The following is a 26169-nucleotide window of genomic DNA, read 5'->3' as shown; positions in this document are numbered from 1 at the left end:
TAGGAGTGAGCCTGCTCGCGATTGCGATAGTCCAGTCACATCGATGTGAATTGAAGACATCGCGAGCACGCTCATTCCTACAGGATCGTTGTTAGAGCTGAGCGTTCTTCATTTCAGGCAGCGGCTTCTGCAGCTGCTTGATCTGCCGCGACACCTCGCCTGTCCGGCATTTCGCTGCTGCCTGATCCGGCGTCAACTTGCGGACCGTGGTGAAGAACAACTTGCAGGTTTCAACCCTGTTGGTCACTTGCCAGTTTGTGGTGCACTGGTTCAACAGCGCCGCCGGATCAGTTGTCGGTTTCTGGCCCATGCCGGCTTGCCAGCACGCCGCGCTCAGGTCCTGGCCCATGACCTTCAAACCGGCTTCATCCGCCTTGGCTTCGTCCCCGGCGTAATTGCTTTTGTCCGCCGCATTCCAGATATAGCTTGGGTGATTCGAACCCAGCACGGCGACGCTTTGCCCGCCAGCCGGACTGATGCTTGCCAGGCCCAACACCGGAACCGTCGCGTTGTATTGCTGCTTGAGCCACGCACGCACTGGCGCGCCAAACGCCACCATCGGCAGCGATGTGCCCGTCGCGCTTTGCGTCAGCTGCTTGACCATGTTGGTCTGGTAATCGGTGAAGTAGCTGTAGACGTTTTCGAGGTCCTTGCCGGCGTTGGATGGCGCAGCAATAGGCGCGATGTCGATGATGGTTTGATAGGCAGGCGTCTGCTCCTTGGGGATGCCGTTATCCGTGAGCAGCTCGGACCAGCGGTCGGTAGTCGCCGAGAAAAGATAGTCCTGAGCCTGCGTCAGCGAATAGTCCGGCGGAAAATGCAGCAGCTCGACGCTCTTGCGGTTTTCCAGCGCCATGCCCAGCGGCAAAAACAGATACCAGTTGTAGGCGAATTTGTTATCGGCGTTGAGTTTGCTCGCGCCGGCGTAGGCCAGGTCGCCTGCGTCGAGCAGCGCTGAAAGTGGTTTGTCGTAGCTGTCCGGCACGCCGGTGATGTCGGCGTAGATCACGTCGTTGTCGTTGTGCACCGCGACCTTGGCCGCGCTGTAGCCGTCACGCTGCACGCTTTGCGTGAGGTAGTGCTCGACGGTCTGTTCCAGCGTCCAGTTTCGGAAGCAGATGACATTGCAGTTGTTCGGGTAGGCAAACAGGTGTGTGACGCGTTCCTTGCTCCCCAGTTTGACGTTGACGTCGGCCTGAGCGCTGAGGCTCAGCGTCACTGCGGTAAGGGCGATGCTCAATGCGGCTGTTCTTTTCATGCTCATGTCCTTGTTGGCGTAGACACCCCTCTGCGTGGGTGGTGTTTCGATGATGAAACACTTGGGCATGACTGGGAATGGGCAACGATGGCTGCGGGCCATTTTTAATGGCGCGCGCGTTAAAGCACGAACCGCTGAACCATCGTGTTCAGGTCGGTGGCCAGCATCGAAAGCGCATTGCTCGCCACCGTGGTTTGCTGAGCGCCCGACGCCGATTGCGATGACAGATCGCGAATGCTGCTCAGGTTGCGGTCAACTTCATTAGCCACTTGTGCCTGTTGTTCTGCGGCGCTGGCGATCAGCGTGTTCCGGTCGCTAATGGTCGACGTTGCGCTGATGATGACGGTCAGCGCGTGACCGGTTGCAGCGGCCTGCTCCAGGGTGAGATTGGCCTGGGCAGCGGTGACGCGTAGCGTTTGCGCGGTCTCCTGTGTGCTTTTCTGTACATCGTTGATCAGGGTTTCGATCTCGGTGGTCGACGCGCTGGTGCGTTGGGCGAGAGAGCGCACTTCATCGGCGACCACGGCGAACCCGCGGCCTGCTTCACCTGCCCGTGCGGCCTCGATGGCGGCATTCAGTGCAAGCAGATTGGTCTGGTTGGCAATCGCGCGGATGACTTCGAGAATCTTGCTGATGCTCAGCGTGCGCTCGGCCAAACCGTCGGCCTGGTGAGAAGAATCCAGAACGTTGTCGGTCAGCTCCTTGATCGAATCAATGGTGCCAGTCAGGCGCAGACGCCCTTCAGCAGCGGCTTCGTTGGACGCCTTCGACTCGCTCGACGTGCTGCTGGCGTTGTCGGCAACTTCTCCGGCAGCCTGACTCATCTGGTTCACGGCAACTGCCGCCTGCTCGATCTCATCGTTCTGCAATTGCAGGTTCTTCGCGCTGGCCTCTGCAATCGCGCCCATCTCGTGGACCGACTGGCTCAACTGGCCCGCTGCAGCGTAAATCTGATCGATCGTGCCATGCAGATTGGCGCGCATCAGGCCCAGGGTCTTCAGCAGTTGAGCCGTTTCGTCCTTGCCTTCTGGAATCAGCTGCGGACTCAGATCTCCCTGGGCAATGGTGCTGGCGATATGCAGTGACTGACGCAGGGGACGAATGATGCTCAGGCTTAATCGCCACGCCAGCAGCAACGTCAGCACCAATGCCACCACGATGGCGCTGACGGCAATGATTCGGGTCTGCTGGAACCGCGCGCCGGCCGCGTCGACGGTGCCCGCCGCACTTTGCTTGTTCAGCTCACGCAGCAACTGCACCTGCATGTCCATCAGGTCGCCTTGCAGGCTCAGCGTAGTGTTGAGGAGCATGCGCGCGTCGTCGAGCTTGCGTTGTTCGATCAGGGAGATTTCGTCTTGCAGCGCCGGCATAAAAGCGCCATAGGCATCTTGAAGGGCTTTGATGGAATCCCGCTCGGTGCTGTCGGTGGCATGGGCGAGATAATCGACGAAGCCTTTCTCAACCTCGTTCTTAAGCTGCTCGACGTTGATTTTGCTGGTGACCACAGCGCCGGGGTCGTCGGCATTGGCGATCAGCCTGGCGCTCTCGCCGCGCAACTTGATCAGGTCGATGGCGATCGCGTCCGCCATGGCAATACTGGGCAGCGACCCGCTCTCAACCGCTTCGCCCTGATCGCGGATGCTCTGCATCTGCAACAGGCAGAACACACCGAGCGCCACCAGCAACAGCGCGGTCACGCCGAAGCACAGCACCAACCGCTGGGTAATCCTGAAACGACGCAGGAATGCAGGTTTGGAGGAAGGACGGACTACACGACGCAATAACCTTTTCACTGCCACCCATCCCATCGACGAAAACACCGGAGAGATGGTTATAGAGGTGTTCCGTGATGTCTTTATGACATTGCTGGAGATGTTTCGGAATTGTTGCGATTAGCCCACTCAACTGCCAAGGCATCAGCGTGGATGTTGAACACCCTAAGCACCAATCTCCTCCATAAACTCCATCAAGAATCGCTGCGCGCGTGCATGCCTGACCTGTGCCATGTGACGCCCCGTGGCCGTTTGAAAGCCCTGCGCCAACGTGAAGATCTTGGTGGTGAAGTGATCGACGGCGAAGCGTTTGTCGTCCAGGTCGCGCTGTTGCGCCTGCGGGTCGGCGGGGTCGTAGAGGTGGCTGCCCATGCGCCCGGACACGTAGAACAGCCGTGCCACGCCGACCATGCCGAGCGCGTCGAGACGGTCGGCGTCCTGCAGGATCTTCGCTTCCAGCGAGGTGGGCGTGATGTCGGCCGAATAGCTGTGGGATTCGATGGCGTGGGCGACGGCCTGGATGCGCTCTTCGTCCCAGCCCCTCTCTGCGAGCAGTTCCGTCGCTTTTGCCGCTGCCAGACGCGAGGCACTTGAGCGAAACGGCGAGTTCTTTTCCACGGAGACGCAGTCGTGGAGGAGGGTGGCGGCAAGCAGAACCTGATGATCGCCGCCTTCGGTGTCGCGAATGGCGCAGACGTTGGTCCAGACGCGGTGCAGGTGGGATACGTCGTGAGAGCCGTCGAGCCTTTCTGCCACGGTGTGGGGAATCAGCAGGTCGGCGAGGGACTGAAAAGGCGCGAAGGAAAGGGCGGTCATGGATCATCCTGTCGATGTCGGCGGACGGTGCGCCAGCATACAGATTGACCCGCGCCGGCGCTGCCGGTTCGCCGATCTCTGCCAGGTATGGTACGCGGCAGAGATCAGTGAGCCGTCACGACCTTAGGTCACTGGCCTTTCATCGCCGCCGTCAGCTTGTCTACGTTGTAGCGAAACATCGCCACGTAGGTCGCCGCCGGGCCGTTTGCAGGTGACAGCGATTCCACATACAGCTCGCCGCCCGGGTGCGCGCCGCTGGCTTTGGCAATCTGCTGCACCAGGCGCGGGTCGCCGGAGTTTTCGAAGAAGTAGGCGCTGACATGCTCCTTCTTGATTTGATTGATCAGCTTGCCGACGTCAGCCGCAGAGGCTTCGGTTTCAGTGGAAAAGCCCAGCGGCGAGAGAAATGTCACGCCATAGGCATCGCCGAAATAGCCGAAGGCGTCGTGGGACGTCAGCACCTTGCGCTGTGCGACCGGGATGGCGCTGATCTGCGCGCGGGCGTAAGCATCCATATCCTGCAGCTGGGCGATGTACTTCTCACCGTTGGCTTTGTAATCGGCGGCATTGTCCGGGTCGGCTTTCTGCAAGGCCTTGATGATGTTTCTGACGTAAACGACGCCATTTACCGCGCTGTTCCAGGCATGGGGGTCGGTAATCTTCTTGCCGTCTTCTTCCATGCTGCGGGTCATGATCCCGTCAGACAGCACGATCGGCTGGCCTTTGTAGCCAGAGGCAGTGATCAGCCGATCCAGCCAGCCCTCCAGATGCAAGCCACTGACGAACACCACATCGGCTTTTTTCAGCGCCTGGGCGTCGCTGGGGGTGGGCTCGTAGACGTGAGGATCGCCGTTGGGCCCGATGAGCGAGGTCACGTGCACATGATTGCCGCCGACGTTGTGCACCATGTCGGCGATGACAGTGAAGGATGCGACGGTCTCCAGGGTTTTTGCCTGGGCGAAGTTAGCCAGGCCCGACAACGCCAGCGCGGCGGTCAGAAGCGTGAAACGTTTCATGGTGGTTTCCTTGCGGTAAGAGGACGATCAGCCGGACAGATGAACCCTCGGGAACAGTCGGCGCACAAAGCCGCTGCGTCCAAAGAACAGTGAGAACCCGTAGAAGGCGCTGGCGGTGAGCACGATAGCCGGGCCCGAAGCGACGCTGGCGTGGTAGGAGACGATCAGGCCGATGAAGCCCGAGAGCGTGGCCACTGCAGTCGAAATCACGATCATGCCGGTCAACGAGCGCGCCCAGAACCGCGCGACCGTGGCGGGCAGCATCATCATGCCGACGGCCATCAGCGTGCCCAACGCCTGAAACCCCGCCACCAGATTGAGCACCACCAGCAGCAGAAACAGCACGTGATACAGCGACCCGCGCCCGCCCACCGCGCGCAGGAAGCCCGGATCGAAGCATTCGAGGATCAACGGGCGGTAGATCAGCGCGAGCAGAATCAAGGTGAATGAAGCGATGCCGCCGACCATGAAGATCGCCTGATCGTCGATGGCCAGAATGGTGCCGAACAGCACGTGAAGCAGGTCCACGTTCGAGCCGTGCAGAGAAACGATCAGCACGCCGGCAGCAAGGGACGTCAGGTAAAAACTGGCAAAGCTGGCGTCTTCGCGCAGCGTTGTGTAACGGCTCACCAGTCCCGACAACAACGCCACGGCGAGGCCTGCGATCAGGCCGCCGAAGCCCATGGCTGGCAGTGACAACCCGGCGAACAGGAAGCCCACGGCGGCACCCGGTAACACCGCGTGGCTCATGGCGTCGCCCACCAGACTCATGCGCCGCAGCATCAGCAGCACGCCGACCGGGCCGGAGCCGATGCCCAGCGCCAGGCACGCCACCAGGGCGCGGCGCATGAAACCGAAATCAACGAAGGGTTGGATCAACAGGCTATAGAGCGTCACAGCGTTTGCTCCGCATCAGCGTCGCACGGCTGTGCGTCAGGGTTCCAGTGCTCGGCCATGTTCTTGGCGCGGCGCAGGTTGTCGTCGTTGAGGATGTCGGCGGTGTCGCCCCAGGCAATGATTTCCCGCGCCAGCAACAGCGTGCTCGGAAAATGTTGGCGCACTTGCTCGATGTCATGCAGCACGGCAATGACGGTGCGGCCTTGGCCGTGCCAGGTGTTGATCAACTGCAGCAAGTCGAGCGTGGTGCGTGCGTCGATGGCGGTGAAGGGCTCGTCGAGCAGAATCACCGAGGCGTCCTGCAATAACAGCCGGGCGAACAGCACGCGCTGAAACTGACCGGACGACAGCGAGCTGATACTGCGTTGCTCGAATCCTGCGAGCCCCACAGCTGCCAGCGCCCCCTGAGCCTGTTGAGCATGCTGTCGCGTGGCGCCCCGGAACGCCCCGATGCTGCGCCATGCGCCCATCATCACGGTGTCGGCCACGCTGAGCGGAAAGCTACGGTCGATCTCGGCAGCTTGGGGCAGATAACCGATGTGCCGCGTTGCCAACTGGTTGCGCTCGACGCGTCCGACCGCGGGTTTGAGCGTGCCGGCGATGGCTTTGATCAGCGTGGATTTACCGGCGCCGTTCGGGCCGACGATCGCCGTCAGGCTGCCCGCCGCGAATCGGCCGTTGGCGTGATGCACCGCTGGCCGGCGCTCGTAGGTTAGTGTCAGGTCATGGAGGTCGATGGCGGCACTCATGGAATCGCCACTGCCCAGGCAATGCCGATCCACAGCAACACCAGCATGGCGAGGGAAATCAACATGCGCTTGCCGGCCGACTGGGCAAGGGCGGATGTTGCAAGGGAGGGGGAGAGCCGGGAATCGCGTTTCACAAAAAGACTGCCTGAAATACTTTGTTATAGTATTACATCACCTTTGGCTTGATCTGCAAAGCGCGATTTGGGCGAACTTCAGGGAGGCGACAGTTTGCGTCCGCTGTGGAGGGTGGCGTTCCCCGGCCGCGATAAACCCTGTAGTTTTCGACCACTTTTCTCTTTGCCAGGATGATTTCCATGACTGCTTCTCACCGGCGTCCGGTACCCCTCGCCAAATGCTATCGCCTGCTCAACCACGGCCCGACCGTCTTGATCAGCGCTGCTCACGAGGGTCAACGCAACATCATGGCGGCGGCGTGGGCGATGCCGCTGGACTTCCAGCCGCCGAAAGTTACGGTCGTCCTGGATAAATCCGTATGGACGCGACAGTTGCTCGAAGGCTCCGGCATGTTCGTGATCAACGTGCCGACCCTCAGCCAGATCGATATCGTCGAAACCGTCGGCTCGACCTCCGGGCTGGACATCTCCCAGGAGCAGGGCCTGGATAAATTCAAGGCTTATGGTCTGGAGACCTTCGCAGGCTCCCACGTTGAAGCGCCGTTGCTGGAAGGCTGCGCGGGCTGGCTGGAATGCCGATTGATTCCCGAGCCCCACAATCAGAGCGCGCACGATCTGTTCATTGGCGAAGTGGTCGCAGCGTGGGCGGATGAGCGCGTGTTCTCTGAAGGGCACTGGCATTTCGAGGGGCATGATGCGCTGCGCACCCTTCACCATGTGGCGGGCGGGCATTTTCTGGTCATCGGCGATGGCGTGGATGGCAAGGTGCTGCAGCGACGCGCTGACTGACTCGCACCCGATTTTGGTAGGGCCGCGCCCCTTACTGGAAGAGGCGCGGCAAGCAGTTTTGCAGCCGAGAGCTCGCGGGTGGCGAGCCCTGGTGCAGCTCAGTCCTTGGACAGTTCGCCGTTCACCAGACGCCAGGTCTTCAGAGGATTGCTGGCTTTCAACGCAGGGGGCAGTAGCGAGTCCGGCACGTTCTGATAACAGACGGGCCGCAGGAAGCGATCAATGGCGGTCGCCCCCACCGAGGTGCTGCGACTGTCGGAAGTGGCCGGGAACGGCCCGCCGTGGACCATCGAATAACTTACTTCGACGCCGGTCGGGAAGTCATTGAACAGAATCCGTCCCGCCTTACGCTCCAGGATCGGCAGCAGTGCCTGAGCAGTTGCCTCGTCGCCGTCGTCAAACTGCAGCGTTACAGTCAGTTGCCCGTCGAAGCTGGCAGCGACCTTCTGCAGATCGGCGACGTCGGTGCAGACGATCAACAACGCGCTTGGCCCGAAGTTCTCGTCTTCCAGCGCAGGGTTGGCGAGGAAGGTGGCCGAGTCGGTACGGAAGAAGGCGGGGCGGGCCTGGAATGAACCTTCGGCCTCCTGACCTTCCGCCACCAGCGTCACGCCGGATGCGCTGTGCAGCTTATTCAGACCGTTGCAGTAAGCGCCGTGGATGTTCGGCGTGAGCATGGTGGTTGGTAGTTTCTCGGACAGCGTCTTGGCCGAAGCCGACACGAACGTTTCCAGCGCGTCGCTTTCAAGTGCCAGCAGAATGCCGGGGTTGGTGCAGAACTGCCCCGCGCCCATGACCAGCGACTCGACAAAACCTTTGGCGATGGTTTCGGCGCGGGCCAGCAAAGCGGCCGGCAGCAGGAACACCGGGTTGATGCTGCTCATCTCGGCGTACACCGGGATCGGCACCGGACGTGCCTGAGCCGCCGCCACCAGCGCCAAACCACCGCGACGCGAACCAGTGAAGCCCACGGCTTGAATCAACGGGTGGCTGACCAGCGCCTGGCCGACAGCAATGTCTTTGTCGATCAGTAACGAGAACACGCCTTCTGGCATGCCGGTATCGCGTGCGGCTTTCTGGATCACGCGCCCCACCATTTCGCTGGTCCCCAAGTGAGCCGGGTGCGCCTTGACGATGACCGGGCAACCGGCCGCCAACGCTGAGGCGGTATCGCCGCCCGCAACCGAGAAGGCGAGGGGAAAGTTGCTCGCGCCGAATACTGCCACCGGACCAAGACCGATGCGCCGCAGACGTAAGTCGGCGCGCGGCAGGGGCTGGCGCTGCGGCAGCGCGGTGTCGACTACGGCACCGTGCCAACGCCCATCGCGCAGCAGGCTGGCAAACAGTTTGAGCTGATTGACCGTGCGCATCCGCTCGCCTTCAAGGCGCGGCTTGGGCAGGCCACTTTCGACGTGAACGCGCTCGGTGAGCACATCGCCCAGATCGAGAAGGCCTTGGGCGATAGCCTCAAGAAAGGTGGCGCGTTGAGCGTCACTCAGTTGCCGGTAGCGGTCGAATGACGCTTCGGCCAGTTCGCACGCGGCGTTGACGTCTTCCAGCGTGCTGGCGCCAAACGAAGGTGTCAGGGGTTCACCCGTGGCGGCGGCAAGGGCAAAAACCTCTCCGGCCTGGCCACGCACAGCACGTTGTCCGATGATCGTTTCACCAAGAATCTGCATTGCTCAACACCTCTCGAGGGCGGAGACCGTCAGTGGGTACCGCTGTGGCCAGCCTCTGAGGTTACATCATGGCGCTACGATCGCCACCGGTCCTGGTGTTGAGCTTGCCGCCCGGCTTAGGGCCGAGCGTATTGCTGCAGCTTATTGCTGAACGGCGCTGAATCCTTCGAACGCAGTTTGCTGCTGGATCGCGCTGACGATGTTCTTGCGCGTGGCGGGCTGCTGGTTACCGTCCTTGTCCACGAACACTTCGCTCTGCAGTTCGGCCTCATCGCCTTCACCCACGAACGTGAACCCCAGGAACTCATAGGCTTGGCGGTCAGCGTTGGCTTTCGAGCGTGGCGTGCGCAGGGGCAGGGTGACGCTGACGCCGTCCTTGCTGATGACGAAAACCTCGGCTTCCTTCTTCGGCCGTGCCGCTTTGCCCTTGCCGCCACTCGGGTTGCTGACCGCTTGATGCGTCTGGTTCAGCACCTTCAACGCCAGGCTGTAGACGAGCTCCTGAAAACTCGGATCGTCTTTGTAGCTTGAGAGAATCCGGCTGATCGGAAATTTCGCGCTCAGGTCTTCGAGCGCGGCCATGTCGGCGGCTTCGGCGTCCTTGAGCTGTTTAAGCTGACCCATCAGCGCGTAGGCCTGGTCGTCATCGAATCGGTCATGGGCGGCGCGTATGGCCAGGCGCAGATCACGAATCTGGTCGCTTTCCTTGGCGCTCTGGAAAGCGTCGAGCACCATCTCGCTGATGGTTTTGGCCTGAGGCACATGCTGTGAAAGGTTGATGGCTTCTTCGTAGGCTTGCTTCGACGACACGGCGTTTGCCGCCGGATCGGTATGGGAATCAGACATTGAACATCCACTGCTTCGTTAACTGGGGTTGAGGCGCGAAAAGCTCGGGGCGTTTCGAGGGGCGTAATCTATTGGACGAAGGCGCAGTTGTCACGGATTGCCGCTTGCGTCCGGACCACAGGAAGATTGGCGTTGGACGTCACAGACTAGACCACAGCATCTAGAAGCCCGGCAATTGCCGGGCTGGTCTTATACGCAGGTCCCGCCTTTGTGGTGAGAGCCCGTCCCGCCTGTCGGATGAGTACCTTTCGGGCACGCCGACGCAGAAAGTGAAACGATGGAAAGCAGAGCGACCAGTCCAGCGATAGCGATCTTCTTCATATAGCCTCCGTGCACTGCGAGATACAGTACAGGGCTATCGGCGTATTGGGATCCCACTTTAGCCACGGAACGCCAGAAACAACAAAGCCCGCACAAGACGGGCTTTGCTGAGGTTCGGGTGGCACAACTGGATTTGTGCCTCACCCATTCAACGGTGGGTTGGCGCCAGTTTGAACCGAGGGAACAGTAACGTCGTGTCTGGATGCGATGATTACTACAGTTCGGTTTGCGAGAAAGTTATCGCATGCTGTTGGTTCAGGCAGAGTTCTGCACGTACGCCGCCGCTTGGCAGATTATAGATCTCTAAGGTGCAGCCAATTTTAAACGTTATCATCTGCACTATAGCTAACCCCAAGCCCGCGCCATTGGCATTGCCTCTGCTGTAAAATCGCTCAAACACCCTCGCCAGTTCCGCTTCCTCTATTCCCGGTCCGGCGTCTTCAACCCTCAAGCAGGCCATGCCCCTCTCGTCCTTACGCACCACTACAGTGACCTCGCTCCCTGAGGAAGAAAAGTTGAGGGCATTGGTCACCAGGTTCTGCAGTGCAATAGCCAACCCCACCGGCTCGGTTTCTACCCAACACTCTTCGTCCCCTTCCAGCACCAGTTCCACACCTTTTTCCATGGCCAAGGGCGTCAATTCAGCCAACTCTTCGCGTACCAATTCGGTGAGTTGCACGCTGCTGCGTTTGGGGTTGTTCAGTTGCGGTTCGATTCGGGCCATGGTCAGTAGCTGGCTACCGATGCGTGTGGCGCGGTCGACGCCGTTGACCAGAAAGCCCAACGCATCGCGCCGTTGTTCGGCTGTTGCGGCGCTTTGGGCGTTTTGCGCGTGGATGCGCAGGACGGCCAGGGGTGTACGCAGTTCGTGGGCGGCGTCAGCGATGAAGCGGCGTTCGCGCTCCAATACATCATCCACCTGGACCAACAGGCGGTTGAGGGCAGTTTGCATCGGTTCAAGGTCGGTGGGCAGCGGCTTGAGGTTAAGTGGTTGCAAGGTCTCGGCGGTTCGCCCGCGAATCTTGCGGGCCATGGCGCGTAGGGGTTTGAGGCCCCAGCCGATGACCAGCCAGATCAACACGGTGAGCAGGGGCACGCCGATCAGGGTGGGCCAGAGGGTGTGGCGCATGATGCGCTGGATCAGATCCTGGCGGATGTCGTCGCGTTCGCCCACCCAGATGAGCAGGCCCTGTTGCGGGTCTGCAAGGAGGAAGGCGCACCAGTCGTTGCCGTTGTCCATGATGTCGTGGAAGCCGAGACTAGCCGGCGGCGCGGCCAACACCGGCGCTTCGGCGGAACGTACCAGCAACTGACCGTCATTGCGCCACACCTGGAAGGTCAAGCGGGTTTCGTAAGGATGGGCCACGCCCTCCTTGCCTACGCGGCTCATGGCTTGGTCAAACGCCTGGTATAAACGGTCCCAATCCGCTTCGCCAGGGTGGCGCTGGCGCAGCACGCCTTGTAGCAGGCGTGCGCTTTGAGCGAGTTGGGCGTCGTAGACTTCCTCGATTTCGTGGTGGCTGTCACCGAGCACCAGCCAACTGATCAACGCGTCGCCGAGCAGGATCAGCATCAGGACCGGGATAAGAATGCGTGCGCGTACGGAAGTCATGGTTTAAGCACCAGTAAATACCCAACGCCGCGCACCGTGCGGATCAGCTCGGTGGATAACTTTTTGCGCAGGTTGTGAATCAACACTTCCAATGTGTTGCTTTCGACGCGGTCCTGCCAGCCGTACAGGGCGCGTGACAGGCGTTCGCGGGTCACCACTTTGCCGGGGCGCACTATCAGTTGATGCAGCAGTTGGTATTCCATGGGGGTAACGATGATGTCTTCACCGAGGAAGCGTACTTGCTGATTGGCCGGATCGAGGCTAATGCCAGCGTGTTCGAGCATGGGTTGCGCGCGGCCCTGGCTACGGCGCAACAGAGCACGCACGCGAGCCTTGAGTTCTTCGACATCGAAGGGTTTTACCAGGTAGTCGTCGCCGCCGGCATCTAGCCCGGCGATTCGCTCGGCGGTGCCGTCGCGGGCGGTGAGGATAAGCACCGGCAAGTCGTGCTGTTCGGCGCGCAGTTGCTGCAACAGGTTGAGGCCGTCCAGGCGTGGCAGGCCGAGGTCGAGCAGCAACAAGTCGAAGCTCTCGGTGCGCAAGGCGTGCAGGGCCGCGACGCCGTCCTGCAGCCAGTCCAGGACGTAGCCCTCGGTGCCCAACGCCACGCGAATCCCCTGGCCGAGAGCTCGATCATCTTCGACGAGGAGTAAGCGCATAGCAAAAATCTCTGTAGGGATCGGCGGCATCATGCCGGGTTCTGGGCGGCGCTATTTCAGCAAAGATGTTACGGCTCGTTGCCAACTAAGGTTGCTTTAAGGTTGGTTTTGCACTGTGCAGTTTCCCGTATCTGCCGAGAAATTTTCCATGCGCAAAATTCTGCTGCTGTCCTTGATCATTGCTAGCCCCCTGGCCGTCGCCGGCCCGCAATGCACCACTGCCGAGCGTTCGCAATGGCAAGACGAAAAAGCCTTCCAGGATAAGCTCAAAACCGAAGGCTACGAGATCAGCAAGTTTAAGGTTACCGACGGCAACTGCTACGAGATCTACGGCTTTGACAAGGATAAGCGCAAAGTCGAGATCTACCACGACCCGGTCACCGGCAAAGCCGTGAAGACTGAGATCAAGGGCTGATGCCCAGGGAATCCCTGCGCCTGTGGGACCCTCTGGTAAGGCTGTTCCATCTGTCTATCGCCGGGGTCTTCATCGCCAATTACTTCTTTAACGAAGCGGGCGAGGACTGGCATGTCTGGCTGGGCTACTACGCCATGGGCTGGCTGCTGGTGCGTGCAGCATGGGGTTTCGTGGGGCCGCGCAGTGCGCGCTGGGTGGATTTTTGGCCCACACCACAACGGCTCAAGGGTCACCTGCGCTCTCTGCTGAATGGCCGGCCGCAGCATCGCCTGGGCCATTCGCCGATTGGCGCGCTGGTGATGCTGTTGATGTTGCTGGCGCTGTTGTGCATCGGTGTCAGCGGCTTCCTTATGCAGGAAGTCGACGCGCTATGGGGCTCCGACTGGCCGCTGCAAATTCACGAAACCGCTGCCAATGTGCTACTGGGCCTGGTCTGCGTGCATGTGCTGGCGGCGGTGCTTGAAAGTATCCAGGTGCGGGACAACCTGCCGTTATCCATGCTCACCGGTCGCAGGAAGCGCCTGCCGGCCAAGCGTGTGCAGTAACCCTCAATCTGCCAGGTTCCCTATGCGCTCCGCCCTATTGATTTGCAGCCTGCTGGCAGTGTTTTTTGCTGCATGGCAAAGCCACCCGTCCCATGTGCTGGCGCCGTTTGCCCAAGCCATCCCGAACACCGCCAAAATGGCGACGCCGGCGCAGTACAGCAGCCGGTTCGTGTCCACACAACTCACCGACTTTGTGCATTCTTCGTCCGTCACCGCTTTGCCCAACGGCGATTTGATGGCGGTGTGGTTCGCCGGCTCCCGTGAAGGCGCGGCTGATGTGCAGGTGCGCACCGCACGCTTTGATGCGCGAAGCGGTGAGTGGGGCGGCGAGCAGGTGCTGGCCACGCGCGAAAGCACCCGCGACGGCACCCGGCGCTACATTCGCAAACTGGGCAACCCGGTGATTGCCATGGGGCCGGATCAACGTCTGTGGATGTTTTATGTGTCGGTGTCGGTGGGCGGCTGGGCCGCCAGTGCGATCAATCTGATGGTTTCGGACGACCTTGGCGCCAGTTGGTCGGCACCGAGACAACTGGTGACGTCGCCGTTTTTCAATATCAGTACCTTAGTGCGCGCAGCGCCGGTATTTCATTCCGATGGCTCAATTGGTCTGCCCGTGTACCACGAATTTATGGGCAAGTTTGCCGAATATCTGTACCTGAGCGCCGACGGCGCAGTGATCGACAAATTCCGCATCAGTCGGGGAAAGAACTCACTGCAACCGACTATCGTGCCGCTGGATGGTGAGCGCGCCGTGGCCATGCTGCGTTATGCCGGCGACACCCATCACCGCGTGCTGGCCAGCCGCACCGAAGACGCCGGGCAAACCTGGAGCGAGCCGTACCCGCTGGAGCCGGCCAACCCCAACTCGTCACTGGCGGCGGTGGGCACGGTGGACGATGGTTTGCTGGTGGCCCTTAACGACTTGCAGGACGGGCGCTTCAAACTCAGCCTGTACGGCACCGACGCACAGCTCAACAAATGGCACACGGTAGTGCAACTGGACGAGTCGCCGGACCCGCTTGGCCAACCGTTCGCCCCCGAAGCCTACAAAGAGATCATCGGTGAAGGTTTCCGTGCCTCCAGCGGCGCAAAACGCTTGCCATTGGCAGAGCGCTTTCTCAGCAGCCTGGATTACCGGGTGTGCAAACCTGCGGGCTGCGACTTCGAATACGAATACCCGTACTTCAGCCGTAGCCCGGACGGTATGTACCACTTGGTGTACTCGTGGAATAACACCTTTATCAAACATGTCAGCTTCAACGAAGCCTGGCTGGCGGAGCGTCTCTGATGTTTTCCCTGTGGCAGGCCCATTTGAGTTTCGTGCTGCTGGGGTTTGTGGCCCTATGCGCGCTGCGGTTTACCGCGCCCATACGACCGTGGCTGCTGCCTGCGCTGGTGGCCGTGAGCTTTATTCCGGTCAATGAGTTGCCGTTGGCGGCGTATGTGCGCAGTTTTACCGATGACCTGGCCATCAGCACCTTGGTGCTAATGGCGTGGGCGGGGATGTGCCGGTTGGGGCTGGTTTCGCCCATCAGCCGTCAGCACCAAGTGCAGATGTTGCTGCTGTTTGGCCTGCTCAGCCTGGTGCTATACCCGGCCACGCTGGGCCTGACCTACTTCGACCCCTACCGCTGGGGCTTCAATCCTCGGCCGATGATTGCGCTGTTGGCCGCAACCGCGCTGCTGCTGTTGTGGCTGCGTAATGCGCTGGCGGTGTGGATGCTGACGATAGGCACATTGGCGTTCGCCCTGCGGCTCAAGGCCTCGGAAAACTATTGGGATTATCTGGTCGACCCGCTATTGACCGGTTATTGCCTGATCGCCGGTGCGGGGCTGTTGATCAGCAGCGCCTGGCCCCTTCTTATGAACTGGCACAGAGGTCAATGATGGGTGCGTTGCAATCACGCCGCCTGCGCTACGGCATGGGCGCTATCGGATTGGTATTTGCGTTGCTGGCGGCGTTGCGGCTGGTGTTTGTGCTGGGCTTTTCCGGCTTGCCGTTAAACACTCCGACGCTGCCGGGAACCTTGGGAGTCGGCTTGCGTTTCGACCTGCGCCTGGCCGTGTTGCTATTGCTGCCGCTGGCCTTTCTCGCATGGCTGCCACGCTGGAACCTCGCCACCGTGCCGGCCCTGCGCTGGCTGGCGCGAGGTTATCTGGTCATCGCGCTGGCGGTGGTCGGCCTGGTCTATGTCATCGACTTCGGCCACTACGCCTACCTCGGTGTGCGTATCAATGCGACGGTGCTGCGCTACTTGCAAGACGCGCAGATTTCACAACAGATGGTGTGGGAAACCTACCCGGTGCTGTGGATAACCGCAGGCTGGCTGGTGGTCGTGGCGCTTTGGGTGTGGGCGTTGATCTGCCTGGAGCGAGTCACCCTGCATCGCTCCCCCGCGCCCATCAGCAAGTGGGCACTGGCATCGGCCTCGGTGCTGGGCGTTGTCGTCGTGCTGTTGGCTTTGCTCGGCCGCGTCGCCCACCTCAATCTGGAAAACCCTGTGCCCCTGCGCTGGAGTGATGCGTTCTTTTCCGGTAACAGCCAAGTGGCCGCCGTGGGCCTGAACCCGGTGCTGTATCTGTATGACACGATCAAGGTTGGCCAATCGCAATTCGACGAGGCCAGCGTGCGCGAGCACTACCCGCAAGTCGCCGCCTACCTTGGGGTTGAGCAACCCGACGCCCAGGCACTGGATTTCGTCCGTAAACAAGGCGGGCAGCCTTATCACCTGGCCGGCAAGCGTCCGCCGAATGTGATCTTCGTGATGCTCGAATCCCTCGGCACCAGCGCCGTCGGGGCCTACGGCAACCCGCTCAACCCTACGCCGAACCTGGACAAACTGGCCGCACAAAGCTGGTTCTTCAAACACTTCTACGTGCCCGTCACCGGCACCGCCAAAACCGTATGGGCCAGCATCACTGGCGTGCCGGACGTGACCCGCCAGGATACGGCTACGCGCAACCCGCTGATCACGCGGCAGCACACCTTGATCAATGCGTTCGAGGGGTACCAGAAGTTCTACTTGATCGGCGGCAACGCAGGCTGGGCGAATATCAACGCGCTGATCCGCCAGAGCATCGACGGCGTGCAGCTTTATGATGAAAGCCACTGGCGCTCGCCCCGGGTGGACGTTTGGGGTATCTCCGATCTCGACCTATTCAAGGAAGGTGACCAACTGCTGCGTGGTGTTTCCCAGGATCAGCCGTTTTTTGCCTACCTGCAAACCTCGGGCAACCATCGGCCCTTCACCATTCCCAAGCAAAACGACGGCTTCCAGGTACGGGATGTGACGCTGGAGCAAGTCCAGGCTGCAGGCTCGCGCAGCGTCGAGCAATACAATGCCGTGCGCCTGCTCGATCACAACATCGGGCGCCTGATGGAAATCGCCAAGGCGGGGGGTTATTACGACAACAGCATTTTTGTGTTCTTCGGAGACCACAACACGCGCATCAGCCAGATCCCCCACATGGCCCCGGCTTTCGAGCAACTGGGCCTGGAGAGCAACAACGTGCCGCTGCTGATCCATGCGCCCGGTCTGCAACCTCGGGTAATCGAAGATGCCGTCGGTCTTGTGGACCTGCTGCCTACGGTGGCCGGCATGGCAGGCATACCGTTCAGGAATGGCGCAATGGGCCGGGACATTCAGCAGCCGGCACCAGAAGGTGAGCGTGTGGTGCCGCTGGTATTGCGTGAGGGCATGTTCCCGATCATCGGCGGTGTCACCAAGGACTTCCTGCTGCAGATGCAGCACGACGGTAGTTCGCCGACCCTACATGATCTGGCATCACCCACGCCGCGCGACGATGTGGCCGCGCAACACCCTGAGGAGTTTCGTCGCCTGAGTGGGCTGACTCGGGGACTGCATGAAACGGCTCGGCTGATGCTCTATCGCAATATTCCCTAGCGGCTCGGTTCTCCGCTGGATGACTGAGAGCCCTGGCCCGTCCTGGCACTGAGTGGCGTTCTGGGTCTTGCGCTAGCAGTAGAGGTAGCCAGAGGTGGAAAGCCAGAAACAACAAAGCCCGCACAAGGCGGGCTTTGTTGAGGTACTTGGTGGCTACACAGGGACTTGAACCCCGGACCCCAGCATTATGAATGCTATGCTCTAACCAACTGAGCTATGTAGCCAAGTGGCGCGCATTATTCGCTCAGATCGGATATGTGTCAAGCCTGTCTTTGAAAAAATTTATCTACATGATCAATCGGTTAGCCTCTCGGGCCTCCAACCATTTCTCATCTCTGCACGTCGGTGACAGTTTCTAACGCGACGCTGAGTGCTTTTGCCCCACTTTCGCGCACTTACCCTGCACCGTGATCGGGCTCGTGCCCGGTTTGATGGCTTCGTGCTATCGGTCCAGTTCTTGCTTATGCCTGCCGCAACGCTGCCGTTATAGATGGAAGCGGCAGCAGATTTCGATAGGCCCAAACGCGTCCTTCGATCAAAAGATGGGCGGTTATCGTTTTCAAAACACAGACATGGCATTTTGCCGGTGAGAATGTAAGGCAGCGCAGCGACGATCATTTGTCACGCAGCGTTTGTCGGTGAGGAGTGGTCGGCTATGCAGAGTCTTTTGTCGCCAGGCATCCGCCTGCTCGGACGTCTCGGGTTCGCACGCAAGTTTCAGGTGCTCTTCTTTCTGTTTATTTTGCCGCTGGCGGGCAGCCTGTGGATGATCGGCCAGGATTACCGCAGCAAGCTGGAGGTGATTTCTCAGGAACAATCCGGCGTGCGCCAGCTCATGGCCCTCGACGCGCTGGATGTGCAACTGACGGCCCAGCGCAATCGCGCCGCGCGCTGGAAGGCGGCCGACATTCTTCATGATCCGACGCCGGCCGCCAAGGCAGCCATGGGTGCGCTGGATGCTGCGAACCCTGAGCTGAGCCGATCCCTGGCGTCCCTTGGCGATGAGCTCAAGGCACAGAACGCCAGCGGTGAAATCATGACGCGGTATCAGGCGCTGCAAGCCTCGGTCAAAGGGATGGATTCAGACTCCCTGCGCGCGGTTGGCTGGTGGCCGGACGGCTACGACCGTTTTACCTCCGCCCTCACGGCGCTACAGAGCCTGCGTGAACAGATTGCCATGGACAGCGGTTTGATCCTCGATCCGTGGCTTGAAACCTATTTGCTGATGCAAATCGCCACGCAGCAGGCGCCGGACCTTGTCGAGCGGGTAGGGCGCATGGCGAGTATCGGCCAGTCTTCGATCGCTTCCGGCCAGTTCTCTTTGCAGAGCCGTCTTCAGATGCGCGACTTGCGCAGTCGCATCGGTGACGCCCGCGATCAATTGGTCAAGGCCGTGAGCTCCTTGAAAGCCAAGGCCTATCCGGGAATGGAAGTCTGGACGCGTCAGTATGAAGACAGCCTTCAGCGCCTCGATACCGAACTGAAAGTGCTCGACGACGGTGTGTTCGGCGGCAGCATCAAGCTCGACCCGGCCGGTTTCGAACGCAGCGTCGATAACGTCAGCGACGGACTGGCGGCCCTGCGCAAGCAGTCACTGTCGTCACTCACCAGCCGGCTCGATTATTACCATGAACAGGCTACTCAGCAGTTTGTGCCGGTGGCCGCGATATTCAGCATTCTCGCGCTCGCGGCGCTGTACCTCTTTATGTGCCTCCAGGCGTCGATTCAGCGCAGCGCCAAAGGCATCACGACCTTGGCCGAGTCCCTGCGTGACGGCAACTTGTGCGTCGAGGTCGCCGTTGAAGGGCGTGACGAATTGGCTGCCATTAGCACCGCCCTCAACGTCGCGGTGGTGCAACTGCGCACCAGTCTGCTGGGCGTCAACCACGAAACCCAGCAATTGGGCTCTGCGGTGCTGACCCTCAATGCGCAGTCCGGCAGCACGCTCAACGAAGTCGAAGATCAACAACAGCAGATCAGCCAGATTGCAGCGGCGGCTACTGAGCTTGCCGCAACGTCCATGGGCGTCGCCCGAAGTTGCGAAGCCGCATCCGGCAGTGCGCAGGCCACCCGACGCATCGCCGAAGACAGCAGCCGCGACAGCCAGCGCACCACGGCGAGCATTCAGCAACTGAACCAGAAACTGACCGATACCGCCAACGCGCTGGGCAAGGTCAGTGAGCAGGGGCAGCAGATCCAGTCTGTGGTCGACACCATTCGCGGCATCGCCGAACAGACCAATCTGCTGGCGCTCAATGCCGCCATCGAGGCGGCGCGTGCGGGCGAGCAGGGCCGTGGCTTCGCCGTGGTCGCTGACGAAGTGCGCAGTTTGTCCCAGCGGACCCAGGCATCGACCGCGCAAATTGCCGGAACCGTGGACAGCTTGCGCTCGACCGTCAGCCAGGCCGTCAGCCTGATGGAAGCGGCGTGTGGCCAGGCGGTGAGTGATGCGCAGTCGGTGACAGGGCTGGGCGAGCGGCTGGAAGAGATTGCCAGCGCCGTGCAGATCGTCACTGACACGCTGGCGCAGATCGCCACCGCGGTTGAAGAGCAGGCCGCCACGGCGGACGAGGTCAGCGGCAATATCCAGCAAGTGGATCAGGCCGCTGGCCGTCTGCTGGACGGCGCGCGTGCGGTCAATCAGGCTGCAGACACCCTCACCAAAGGTAGCCGGGCCTTGAGCGACAACACCGCGAGATTCCAGTTGGGGTAAGCCGCGCAAGCAAGACACGAGGGCGATCGGCGCGCACGTTTTGACGGGCGCGCATGGGGTGTGGGTTGAAAGCCGAAAGCCAGGCGACGTATAAGATTTGTCGCTTTCTCATCGCATTTCGATAACCATCGCCGTAGGGATTTTTCCATGACCGACAGCAGTGCCGCGGGTGCGGCGGTTTATTCGCCCCTGACTTTAGCGTTGTACGACGCCTGGGTGTTGGGCATTTCCAATCGATACGCCTGGCGTTGCCCGACAGATGAGGTGCTGTTGCCGTTCTTCCGCGCCAACGTACGTGCCCATCATCTGGATATTGGCGTCGGCACGGGTTACTACCTGGCGAAAGCCAAGCTGCCGCCGAACACCCAAGTCACCCTGATGGACCTCAACCCGAGCAGCCTCGCCGCCGCCAATCGCAGGATCGGCCGGCCAGACACGCGCACCCTTCAGCATGACGTGATGGCGCCGATCCCCGGAAACGAGCGCTTCGATTCGATATCGCTGTTTTACCTGCTGCATTGCCTGCCAGGCCCGCTGGAAGCCAAAGCGGCGATCTTCGCTCACCTCAAACACAACCTGAACCCGGACGGCGTACTGTTTGGCGCAACGATTCTGGGGGACGAGGCGGGTCACAATGGCTTCGGCCGCAAGCTGATGGCGGTCTACAACAAGAAAGGCATCTTCGGAAACAGCCACGACACCCAAGCCGGTTTCGAAGCGCATTTGCGCACGCATTTTCGCGACGTGACGCTCAAGCGCGAAGGCGTCGTTCTGCTGTTCCGCGCAGCACAGCCGATTGTCTAGGCCGCACCGAGGCAGGCGAGCGCTTCCGATGGATACAAAGCGCTGAAAGTACAAAGCACGCGAATCACTGAGTGATACGCGGGCTTTGATGTTCAACGAGGTTCGTGGAGGTCCACGAGCGCGTTAGACGTTGAAACGGAAGTGCAGAACGTCGCCATCCTTGACGATGTAATCCTTGCCTTCCAGGCGCCATTTGCCCGCTTCCTTGGCACCGGCCTCACCCTTGTACTGGATGAAGTCGTTGTAGGCGACGCATTCGGCGCGGATGAAGCCTTTTTCGAAATCGGTGTGGATAACACCCGCAGCCTGTGGCGCGGTGGCGCCGACGCGGACGGTCCATGCACGCACTTCTTCGACACCGGCAGTGAAGTAGGTCTGCAGGTGCAGCATTTCGTAGCCGGCACGGATCACGCGGTTCAGGCCAGGCTCTTCAAGGCCCAGGGCCTCCAGGAACATGTCCTTTTCTTCGCCGTCGTCGAGTTCGGCGATTTCCGCTTCGATCTTGTTGCAGACCGGCACCAGCATGGCGCCTTCTTCTTCGGCGATGGCGCGAACCACGTCCAGGTGCGGGTTGTTCTCGAAACCGTCTTCAGCGACGTTGGCGATGTACATGACCGGTTTGGTGGTCAGCAGATGGAAGCCCTTGATGACGGCTTTCTCATCGGCGCTCATGCTCTTCATCAGGCTGCGCGCAGGTTTGCCCAGTGTGAAGTGAGCGATGAGTTGCTCCAGCAAGCCTTTCTGGACCACTGCGTCCTTGTCGCCGCCCTTGGCGTTGCGCGTGACTTTCTGCAGTTGTTTCTCGCAGCTGTCGAGGTCAGCGAAAATCAGTTCCAGATCGATGATCTCGATGTCGCGTTTCGGGTCGACGCTGTTGGAGACGTGAATCACGTTCTCGTCTTCGAAGCAGCGCACGACGTGAGCAATGGCGTCAGTCTCGCGGATGTTGGCGAGGAACTTGTTGCCCAGGCCCTCACCTTTGGAGGCACCGGCTACCAGCCCGGCGATGTCGACGAATTCCATCGTGGTCGGCAGGATGCGCTTCGGGTTGACGATGTCCGCCAGGGCCTGCAGGCGCGGGTCCGGCATGGGCACGATGCCGGTGTTCGGTTCGATGGTGCAGAAGGGAAAGTTCTCCGCCGCAATGCCTGATTTGGTCAGGGCGTTGAACAGGGTGGACTTGCCGACGTTGGGCAGGCCGACGATGCCGCAGTTGAATCCCATGGTGTTTCCCCTCGAGTGATGTCAGGCCTTCTGGCTGTGCAGGACGCGCATCGCCTTGGCAAAGTCGCCAGCGAGTACATCCGGCAGCACGCCGAGGGCAAAGTCGATGCTGGCGTCCAGTTTTTCCTGCTCGGCGCGTGGCGCACGACCCAGGACGAAATTGGACACCAGACTTGCGTCGCCCGGGTGGCCGATGCCAAGCCGCAGGCGGTGGAAGCCGTTCTGGTTGCCGAGCTGCGCAATGATGTCGCGCAGCCCGTTATGCCCGCCGTGCCCGCCACCCAGTTTGAGTTTGGCGACGCCCGGAGGCAGGTCGAGTTCGTCGTGGGCCACCAGAATGGCTTGCGGAGGAATCCGGAAGAAACCCGCCAGAGCTGCGACGGACTGGCCGCTGCGGTTCATGTAGGTGGTGGGAATCAGCAGACGAACGTCCTGGCCTTGATGACTGAACTTAGCTGTCAGGCCGAAATATTTGCGGTCAGCGGTCAGATTGACACGCTGTGCGCTGGCAATGCGCTCAACGAAAAAAGCCCCTGCGTTATGCCGGGTCTGTTCGTATTCGGGGCCTGGATTTCCCAGGCCGACGATCAGTTGGATGGCGGTCACGTCAGGGGCTCTTCCTTGGGTCGAGTGTGATGATGGCGAGCATCATCACGGGTTCAACCGGCTAGCGAGTAATGATTACTCTGCTTCGCCTTCTGCGGTGCCTTCTTCTTCTTCGTCCTGGACGATGCGAGGAGCGTGGACGTTAGCGATGTCCAGGTCCTTGCCGTGCGCCAGAGCGACGAATTCAACACCTTTAGGTGCTTTAACATCGGACAGGTGAACGTTGTCGCCGATTTCCAGCGCGCCCAGGTCAACTTCGATGAACTCAGGCAGGTCTTTCGGCAGGCAGGTCACTTCCAGCTCAGTGGTGGTGTGCGAGATCTCGCCGCCTTTCTTGACCGGTGCTTCTTCGTTGATGAAGTGCACTGGAACGATAGCGGTCAGTTTCTGGCCAGCCACGACGCGGATGAAGTCGGCGTGCATGATGAACTGCTTGGCAGGGTGACGCTGCATCGCTTTAACGATGACGTTCTGCTTGGCGCCAGCAATGTTCAGCTCGATAACGTGGCTGTAGGCAGCTTCGTTTTCGAACATTTTGGCGAGTTCTTTGGCTTCGATGGTGATCGAAGTTGCTTCCTGGCCACCACCGTAGACAACGGCTGGGACGGAGGCGGCGAGACGACGCAGGCGGCGGCTCGCACCTTTCCCCAGGTCAGTACGCGCTTGGGCGTTCAGAGTAAATTCGTTCATTTTGCATCTCCAAAATAGCCATGACCGAGCGGCGTTTGCGACCAGCGCCTGACACGGTATGGGCAAAAAAGCCCCGCCCCGGCATTGAGTGTCGGGGCGGGGCGCTTTTCGTCAACGGATGGTTCGGCAGGGCATGGCCCTTATCGGAACATCGCGCTGATCGATTCTTCGTTGCTGATGCGACGCATCGCCTCAGCGACTACCGGTGCGATATCCAGCTGACGGATACGGTCACAGGCCTGTGCAGCAGCGGACAACGGAATGGTGTTTGTCACCACCAGTTCGTCCAGCACGGAATTTTCGATGTTCTCGATCGCACGGCCCGACAGAACAGGGTGTGTGCAATACGCGAAGACCTTGGCAGCGCCGTGTTCCTTCAGCGCCTTGGCCGCATGGCACAAAGTGCCCGCGGTATCGACCATGTCGTCGACGAGAATACAGGTACGGCCTTCAACGTCACCGATGATGTGCATCACTTCGGAGTGGTTGGCCTTCTCGCGGCGCTTGTCGATGATGCCCAGATCGACGCCCAGGGATTTGGCCACAGCACGTGCACGCACGACGCCGCCGATATCCGGGGAGACAATCATCAGGTTTTCGAAACGTTGGTCTTCGATATCATCCACCAGAACCGGGGAGCCGTAGATGTTATCTACCGGAATATCGAAGAAGCCTTGAATCTGGTCAGCGTGCAGGTCGACAGTCAGCACACGGTCGATACCGACGACGGTGAGCATGTCCGCAACCACTTTAGCGCTGATGGCCACACGGGCGGAACGCGGACGGCGGTCCTGGCGGGCATAACCAAAGTAAGGGATTACAGCAGTGATACGAGTGGCCGAGGAGCGACGGAAGGCATCTGCCATCACGACGAGTTCCATCAGGTTATCGTTGGTCGGAGCGCAGGTCGGCTGAATAATGAAGACGTCTTTACCGCGAACGTTTTCATTGATCTCAGCGGTAATCTCACCGTCGGAAAACTTTCCAACAGAGATGTCACCGAGAGGGATATGCAGCTGACGTACGACACGCCGAGCCAGATCGGGGTTGGCGTTCCCCGTAAAGACCATCATCTTGGACACGCGCAGTACCTGGAGGCTTAGGGTATGCCTGGATGACTATAGGAAAATGGCAGGGGCGGCTGGATTCGAACCAACGCATGGCAGGATCAAAACCTGCTGCCTTACCGCTTGGCGACGCCCCTGTATCTGTTGCACGAGTGCCTGGCACTCGGTTCCTTTTAGAGCAGCGCCTGTAACTTCCGGTGCAACATCGAGATGTTTGCGCCTTTTGCTACAAACCCTGTAAGGGTCTCTGTAAGAAGGGCCGAGACTTTATCAGCTTCAGCTTTGCTTGGGAAGGCCCCAAACACACAACTTCCAGTTCCGGTTAATTTTGCTTCGGTAAATTTACCTAGCAAATTCAAAGCGTTACCAACTTCTGGATACCGCCTCGTTACAACCGGTAAGCAGTCATTTCGACTGTTTCCCTTGGGAACGGGGCGCACTTTAATGGGAGGAGTGTCACGTGTCAACAGTGGATCTGAAAAAATTTCTGCTGTACTTACAGATACTTGCGGCACTAGCACCAGATACCAAGGTTCTTCGGGGGTTACGGGGGTCAGGATCTCGCCGATGCCCTCGGCAAATGCAGCATGTCCGCGCACAAAAACCGGCACGTCAGCCCCAAGCTGCAGGCCCAGCGCCGCCAGCCGATCTTCATTCCAGCCAAGCTGCCAGAGATGATTCAGGCCCAGCAGTGTGGTTGCCGCGTCGGAACTTCCGCCGCCGATGCCGCCACCCATGGGCAGGACTTTTTTCAGCCAGATATCAACGCCAAGCGGGCAACCCGATTGTTGCTTGAGGGCGCGAGCCGCTCTGACAATCAGATTACTGTCGTGGGGGACGTCGGCAATTTCCGTCTGCAGTCGCACTTCGCCGTCGTCACGAAGCGCGAAGCTGAGCTCGTCGCCGTAATCGAGAAACTGGAACAGCGTCTGCAGTTCGTGATAACCGTCGGCGCGGCGTCCGGTGATGTGCAGCATCAGATTCAGTTTGGCAGGGGCGGGCAGTGTCAGTCGTGGTTGCGACATGCTCATTGCCCCAGTTTGCGTGGTTGCCAGTCCTTGATGACCAGCGTGACGTCCAGATCCTGCCCGTGCAGCTTCATGCGTTCAGGTAGCCAGAAACCGTTTTGCTGGGTGTAGCTCAGGTATTCAATCTGCCAGCCATCCTGTTCAAGGCTGGACAGGCGACTGTCACCGTCAAGGGTCAGGTTGCCTTTGCTGTCTGGCGCCGGCAGACCGCGCACCCACCAGACTAGATGCGACACCGGCAATTTCCAGCCAAGCTGATCTTTAAGCAGGGTTTCCGGGTCCGGCGCGTCGTAGCGGCCCTGATTGGCGACTTCCAGCGACACCGCGCCAGGGCGACCGGTCAGGCGGGCAGCACCGCGCCCCAGCGGGCCGGACAGGCGAATGTCGTAGTAATCCTGGCGTTGCAGCCAGAAAAGCGTACCGCTGCCGGAATCCTTTGGCGCGCGGATGCCAACCTTGCCGTTGATCTGCCAGCCATCGAGGCCGCTGAGTTGTTCTTTGTTGACACGCCATTGATTGGCGTCGCCCTTGCCTTGCACGGCTTCGCGGGAGGACATGCCGGCACAGCCGGCGAGCAGGGCGATCAGACTGAATACGAGTACGTGGCGCAATTGCATAAAT

General features: G+C 60.2%; 25 protein-coding genes and 2 tRNA genes. 8 read left to right on the top strand and 19 right to left on the bottom strand.

Annotated features, from left to right (window positions below):
* Positions 1–91: 91 nt before the first annotated feature.
* The 7 genes from QWI20_RS25340 to QWI20_RS25310 form a co-directional block, all read right to left on the bottom strand.
* Positions 92–1258: a hypothetical protein gene (locus QWI20_RS25340; protein ID WP_369307744.1), complete on the bottom strand. Its 1167-nt coding sequence runs from the start codon at positions 1256–1258 to the stop codon at positions 92–94.
* A 119-nt stretch (positions 1259–1377) separates the two neighbouring features.
* Entirely contained in the window at positions 1378–3000 is a 1623-nt protein-coding gene (locus QWI20_RS25335; protein WP_369307750.1) for a methyl-accepting chemotaxis protein, read from the bottom strand.
* A 195-nt stretch (positions 3001–3195) separates the two neighbouring features.
* Positions 3196–3846 (bottom strand): HD domain-containing protein, encoded by a 651-nt coding sequence (locus QWI20_RS25330; RefSeq protein ID WP_369307743.1) that lies wholly within the window; start codon positions 3844–3846, stop codon positions 3196–3198.
* A gap of 128 nt (positions 3847–3974) precedes the next feature.
* Positions 3975–4862 carry a metal ABC transporter substrate-binding protein gene (locus QWI20_RS25325; protein WP_369307742.1) on the bottom strand — a complete coding sequence of 296 codons (888 nt, stop codon included), beginning with the start codon at positions 4860–4862 and terminating at the stop codon, positions 3975–3977.
* Positions 4863–4889: 27 nt separating this feature from the next.
* Positions 4890–5759, bottom strand: a complete 870-nt coding sequence (locus QWI20_RS25320) for a metal ABC transporter permease (RefSeq protein ID WP_133771835.1) — start codon at positions 5757–5759, stop codon at positions 4890–4892.
* Positions 5756–6508: a metal ABC transporter ATP-binding protein gene (locus QWI20_RS25315; RefSeq protein ID WP_369307740.1), complete on the bottom strand. Its 753-nt coding sequence runs from the start codon at positions 6506–6508 to the stop codon at positions 5756–5758. The genes QWI20_RS25320 and QWI20_RS25315 overlap by 4 nt, the downstream gene beginning before the upstream one ends.
* Positions 6505–6642 (bottom strand): hypothetical protein, encoded by a 138-nt coding sequence (locus QWI20_RS25310; protein WP_369307739.1) that lies wholly within the window; start codon positions 6640–6642, stop codon positions 6505–6507. Before QWI20_RS25310 ends, QWI20_RS25315 begins: the two co-directional genes overlap by 4 nt.
* Positions 6643–6822: 180 nt before the next feature.
* On the opposite strand from QWI20_RS25310, the gene QWI20_RS25305 reads away from it, so the two are divergent.
* A complete protein-coding gene (locus QWI20_RS25305) occupies positions 6823–7431 on the top strand; it encodes a flavin reductase family protein (RefSeq protein ID WP_369307738.1) in 609 nt (202 codons plus the stop codon).
* Between the two features lie 98 nt (positions 7432–7529).
* On the opposite strand, the gene QWI20_RS25300 is transcribed toward QWI20_RS25305, so the two are convergent.
* The 4 genes from QWI20_RS25300 to QWI20_RS25285 all read right to left on the bottom strand — a co-directional run bounded on the left by QWI20_RS25300 (position 7530) and on the right by QWI20_RS25285 (position 12548).
* A complete protein-coding gene (locus tag QWI20_RS25300; RefSeq protein ID WP_369307737.1) occupies positions 7530–9110 on the bottom strand; it encodes an aldehyde dehydrogenase (NADP(+)) in 1581 nt (526 codons plus the stop codon).
* A 141-nt stretch (positions 9111–9251) separates the two neighbouring features.
* Positions 9252–9956 (bottom strand): hypothetical protein, encoded by a 705-nt coding sequence (locus QWI20_RS25295; protein WP_369307736.1) that lies wholly within the window; start codon positions 9954–9956, stop codon positions 9252–9254.
* Between the two features lie 535 nt (positions 9957–10491).
* Positions 10492–11889, bottom strand: a complete 1398-nt coding sequence (locus tag QWI20_RS25290; RefSeq protein WP_369307735.1) for an ATP-binding protein — start codon at positions 11887–11889, stop codon at positions 10492–10494.
* The gene (locus tag QWI20_RS25285; protein ID WP_369307734.1) at positions 11886–12548 is read right to left on the bottom strand and encodes a response regulator; all 663 of its coding nucleotides are present in this window, start codon (positions 12546–12548) and stop codon (positions 11886–11888) included. Before QWI20_RS25285 ends, QWI20_RS25290 begins: the two co-directional genes overlap by 4 nt.
* A 148-nt stretch (positions 12549–12696) precedes the next feature.
* On the opposite strand from QWI20_RS25285, the gene QWI20_RS25280 reads away from it, so the two are divergent.
* The 5 genes from QWI20_RS25280 to QWI20_RS25260 are packed head-to-tail and all read left to right on the top strand — an operon-like array spanning position 12697 to position 17416.
* Positions 12697–12963 (top strand): PepSY domain-containing protein, encoded by a 267-nt coding sequence (locus QWI20_RS25280; protein WP_092253609.1) that lies wholly within the window; start codon positions 12697–12699, stop codon positions 12961–12963.
* Positions 12963–13508 carry a cytochrome b/b6 domain-containing protein gene (locus tag QWI20_RS25275; protein WP_369307733.1) on the top strand — a complete coding sequence of 182 codons (546 nt, stop codon included), beginning with the start codon at positions 12963–12965 and terminating at the stop codon, positions 13506–13508. The genes QWI20_RS25280 and QWI20_RS25275 overlap by 1 nt, the downstream gene beginning before the upstream one ends.
* Before the next feature lie 22 nt (positions 13509–13530).
* Positions 13531–14799 (top strand): exo-alpha-sialidase, encoded by a 1269-nt coding sequence (locus QWI20_RS25270; RefSeq protein ID WP_369307731.1) that lies wholly within the window; start codon positions 13531–13533, stop codon positions 14797–14799.
* A complete protein-coding gene (locus QWI20_RS25265; RefSeq protein WP_369307730.1) occupies positions 14799–15398 on the top strand; it encodes a hypothetical protein in 600 nt (199 codons plus the stop codon). The genes QWI20_RS25270 and QWI20_RS25265 overlap by 1 nt, the downstream gene beginning before the upstream one ends.
* Entirely contained in the window at positions 15398–17416 is a 2019-nt protein-coding gene (locus tag QWI20_RS25260; protein ID WP_369307729.1) for an LTA synthase family protein, read from the top strand. Before QWI20_RS25265 ends, QWI20_RS25260 begins: the two co-directional genes overlap by 1 nt.
* A gap of 147 nt (positions 17417–17563) precedes the next feature.
* Here QWI20_RS25260 and QWI20_RS25255 read toward each other — a convergent pair.
* Positions 17564–17640 (bottom strand) — tRNA-Met (locus QWI20_RS25255).
* A 431-nt stretch (positions 17641–18071) separates the two neighbouring features.
* On the opposite strand from QWI20_RS25255, the gene QWI20_RS25250 reads away from it, so the two are divergent.
* Both QWI20_RS25250 and QWI20_RS25245 read left to right on the top strand, forming a co-directional pair.
* Complete coding sequence (locus tag QWI20_RS25250) at positions 18072–20129, top strand: methyl-accepting chemotaxis protein (RefSeq protein ID WP_369307728.1); 2058 nt, start codon at positions 18072–18074, stop codon at positions 20127–20129.
* A gap of 147 nt (positions 20130–20276) precedes the next feature.
* Positions 20277–20933 (top strand): class I SAM-dependent methyltransferase, encoded by a 657-nt coding sequence (locus tag QWI20_RS25245; RefSeq protein ID WP_369307726.1) that lies wholly within the window; start codon positions 20277–20279, stop codon positions 20931–20933.
* 123 nt (positions 20934–21056) lie between these two features.
* Here the strand turns inward: QWI20_RS25245 and ychF are convergent, their stop codons facing one another.
* The 7 genes from ychF to lolB form a co-directional block, all read right to left on the bottom strand.
* Entirely contained in the window at positions 21057–22157 is a 1101-nt protein-coding gene (gene ychF, locus QWI20_RS25240) for a redox-regulated ATPase YchF (RefSeq protein ID WP_065991776.1), read from the bottom strand.
* A 21-nt stretch (positions 22158–22178) separates the two neighbouring features.
* Entirely contained in the window at positions 22179–22763 is a 585-nt protein-coding gene (gene pth, locus QWI20_RS25235) for an aminoacyl-tRNA hydrolase (protein ID WP_369307725.1), read from the bottom strand.
* 75 nt (positions 22764–22838) lie between these two features.
* Positions 22839–23453, bottom strand: a complete 615-nt coding sequence (locus QWI20_RS25230) for a 50S ribosomal protein L25/general stress protein Ctc (protein WP_369307724.1) — start codon at positions 23451–23453, stop codon at positions 22839–22841.
* 140 nt (positions 23454–23593) lie between these two features.
* A complete protein-coding gene (locus QWI20_RS25225) occupies positions 23594–24535 on the bottom strand; it encodes a ribose-phosphate pyrophosphokinase (RefSeq protein ID WP_037018241.1) in 942 nt (313 codons plus the stop codon).
* A 47-nt stretch (positions 24536–24582) separates the two neighbouring features.
* Positions 24583–24657, bottom strand: a tRNA-Gln gene (locus tag QWI20_RS25220).
* A gap of 36 nt (positions 24658–24693) precedes the next feature.
* Positions 24694–25545 (bottom strand): 4-(cytidine 5'-diphospho)-2-C-methyl-D-erythritol kinase, encoded by an 852-nt coding sequence (gene ispE, locus QWI20_RS25215; RefSeq protein ID WP_369307722.1) that lies wholly within the window; start codon positions 25543–25545, stop codon positions 24694–24696.
* A gap of 2 nt (positions 25546–25547) precedes the next feature.
* Positions 25548–26165, bottom strand: coding sequence for a lipoprotein insertase outer membrane protein LolB (gene lolB / locus QWI20_RS25210; protein WP_369307721.1), 618 nt, complete (start codon positions 26163–26165; stop codon positions 25548–25550).
* Positions 26166–26169: the final 4 nt, after the last annotated feature.

This window comes from Pseudomonas sp. W2-17, from assembly GCF_041060445.1.
Taxonomy (GTDB): domain Bacteria; phylum Pseudomonadota; class Gammaproteobacteria; order Pseudomonadales; family Pseudomonadaceae; genus Aquipseudomonas.
Note: the sequence above shows the minus strand (reverse complement) of the source record. Positions and strands in the feature narration are given on the sequence as shown.

Bases quoted from the DNA above. Each gene is read 5' to 3' on its own strand.
- QWI20_RS25340 (WP_369307744.1), bottom strand. From the start codon at position 1,258: ATGAAAAGAACAGCCGCATTGAGCATCGCCCTTACCGCAGTGACGCTG.
- QWI20_RS25330 (WP_369307743.1), bottom strand. From the start codon at position 3,846: ATGACCGCCCTTTCCTTCGCGCCTTTTCAGTCCCTCGCCGACCTGCTG.
- QWI20_RS25325 (WP_369307742.1), bottom strand. From the start codon at position 4,862: ATGAAACGTTTCACGCTTCTGACCGCCGCGCTGGCGTTGTCGGGCCTG.
- QWI20_RS25315 (WP_369307740.1), bottom strand. From the start codon at position 6,508: ATGAGTGCCGCCATCGACCTCCATGACCTGACACTAACCTACGAGCGC.
- QWI20_RS25305 (WP_369307738.1), top strand. From the start codon at position 6,823: ATGACTGCTTCTCACCGGCGTCCGGTACCCCTCGCCAAATGCTATCGC.
- QWI20_RS25300 (WP_369307737.1), bottom strand. From the start codon at position 9,110: ATGCAGATTCTTGGTGAAACGATCATCGGACAACGTGCTGTGCGTGGC.
- QWI20_RS25295 (WP_369307736.1), bottom strand. From the start codon at position 9,956: ATGTCTGATTCCCATACCGATCCGGCGGCAAACGCCGTGTCGTCGAAG.
- QWI20_RS25290 (WP_369307735.1), bottom strand. From the start codon at position 11,889: ATGACTTCCGTACGCGCACGCATTCTTATCCCGGTCCTGATGCTGATC.
- QWI20_RS25285 (WP_369307734.1), bottom strand. From the start codon at position 12,548: ATGCGCTTACTCCTCGTCGAAGATGATCGAGCTCTCGGCCAGGGGATT.
- QWI20_RS25280 (WP_092253609.1), top strand. From the start codon at position 12,697: ATGCGCAAAATTCTGCTGCTGTCCTTGATCATTGCTAGCCCCCTGGCC.
- QWI20_RS25275 (WP_369307733.1), top strand. From the start codon at position 12,963: ATGCCCAGGGAATCCCTGCGCCTGTGGGACCCTCTGGTAAGGCTGTTC.
- QWI20_RS25270 (WP_369307731.1), top strand. From the start codon at position 13,531: ATGCGCTCCGCCCTATTGATTTGCAGCCTGCTGGCAGTGTTTTTTGCT.
- QWI20_RS25265 (WP_369307730.1), top strand. From the start codon at position 14,799: ATGTTTTCCCTGTGGCAGGCCCATTTGAGTTTCGTGCTGCTGGGGTTT.
- QWI20_RS25260 (WP_369307729.1), top strand. From the start codon at position 15,398: ATGGGTGCGTTGCAATCACGCCGCCTGCGCTACGGCATGGGCGCTATC.
- QWI20_RS25250 (WP_369307728.1), top strand. From the start codon at position 18,072: ATGCAGAGTCTTTTGTCGCCAGGCATCCGCCTGCTCGGACGTCTCGGG.
- QWI20_RS25245 (WP_369307726.1), top strand. From the start codon at position 20,277: ATGACCGACAGCAGTGCCGCGGGTGCGGCGGTTTATTCGCCCCTGACT.
- ychF (WP_065991776.1), bottom strand. From the start codon at position 22,157: ATGGGATTCAACTGCGGCATCGTCGGCCTGCCCAACGTCGGCAAGTCC.
- QWI20_RS25230 (WP_369307724.1), bottom strand. From the start codon at position 23,453: ATGAACGAATTTACTCTGAACGCCCAAGCGCGTACTGACCTGGGGAAA.
- ispE (WP_369307722.1), bottom strand. From the start codon at position 25,545: ATGTCGCAACCACGACTGACACTGCCCGCCCCTGCCAAACTGAATCTG.
- lolB (WP_369307721.1), bottom strand. From the start codon at position 26,165: ATGCAATTGCGCCACGTACTCGTATTCAGTCTGATCGCCCTGCTCGCC.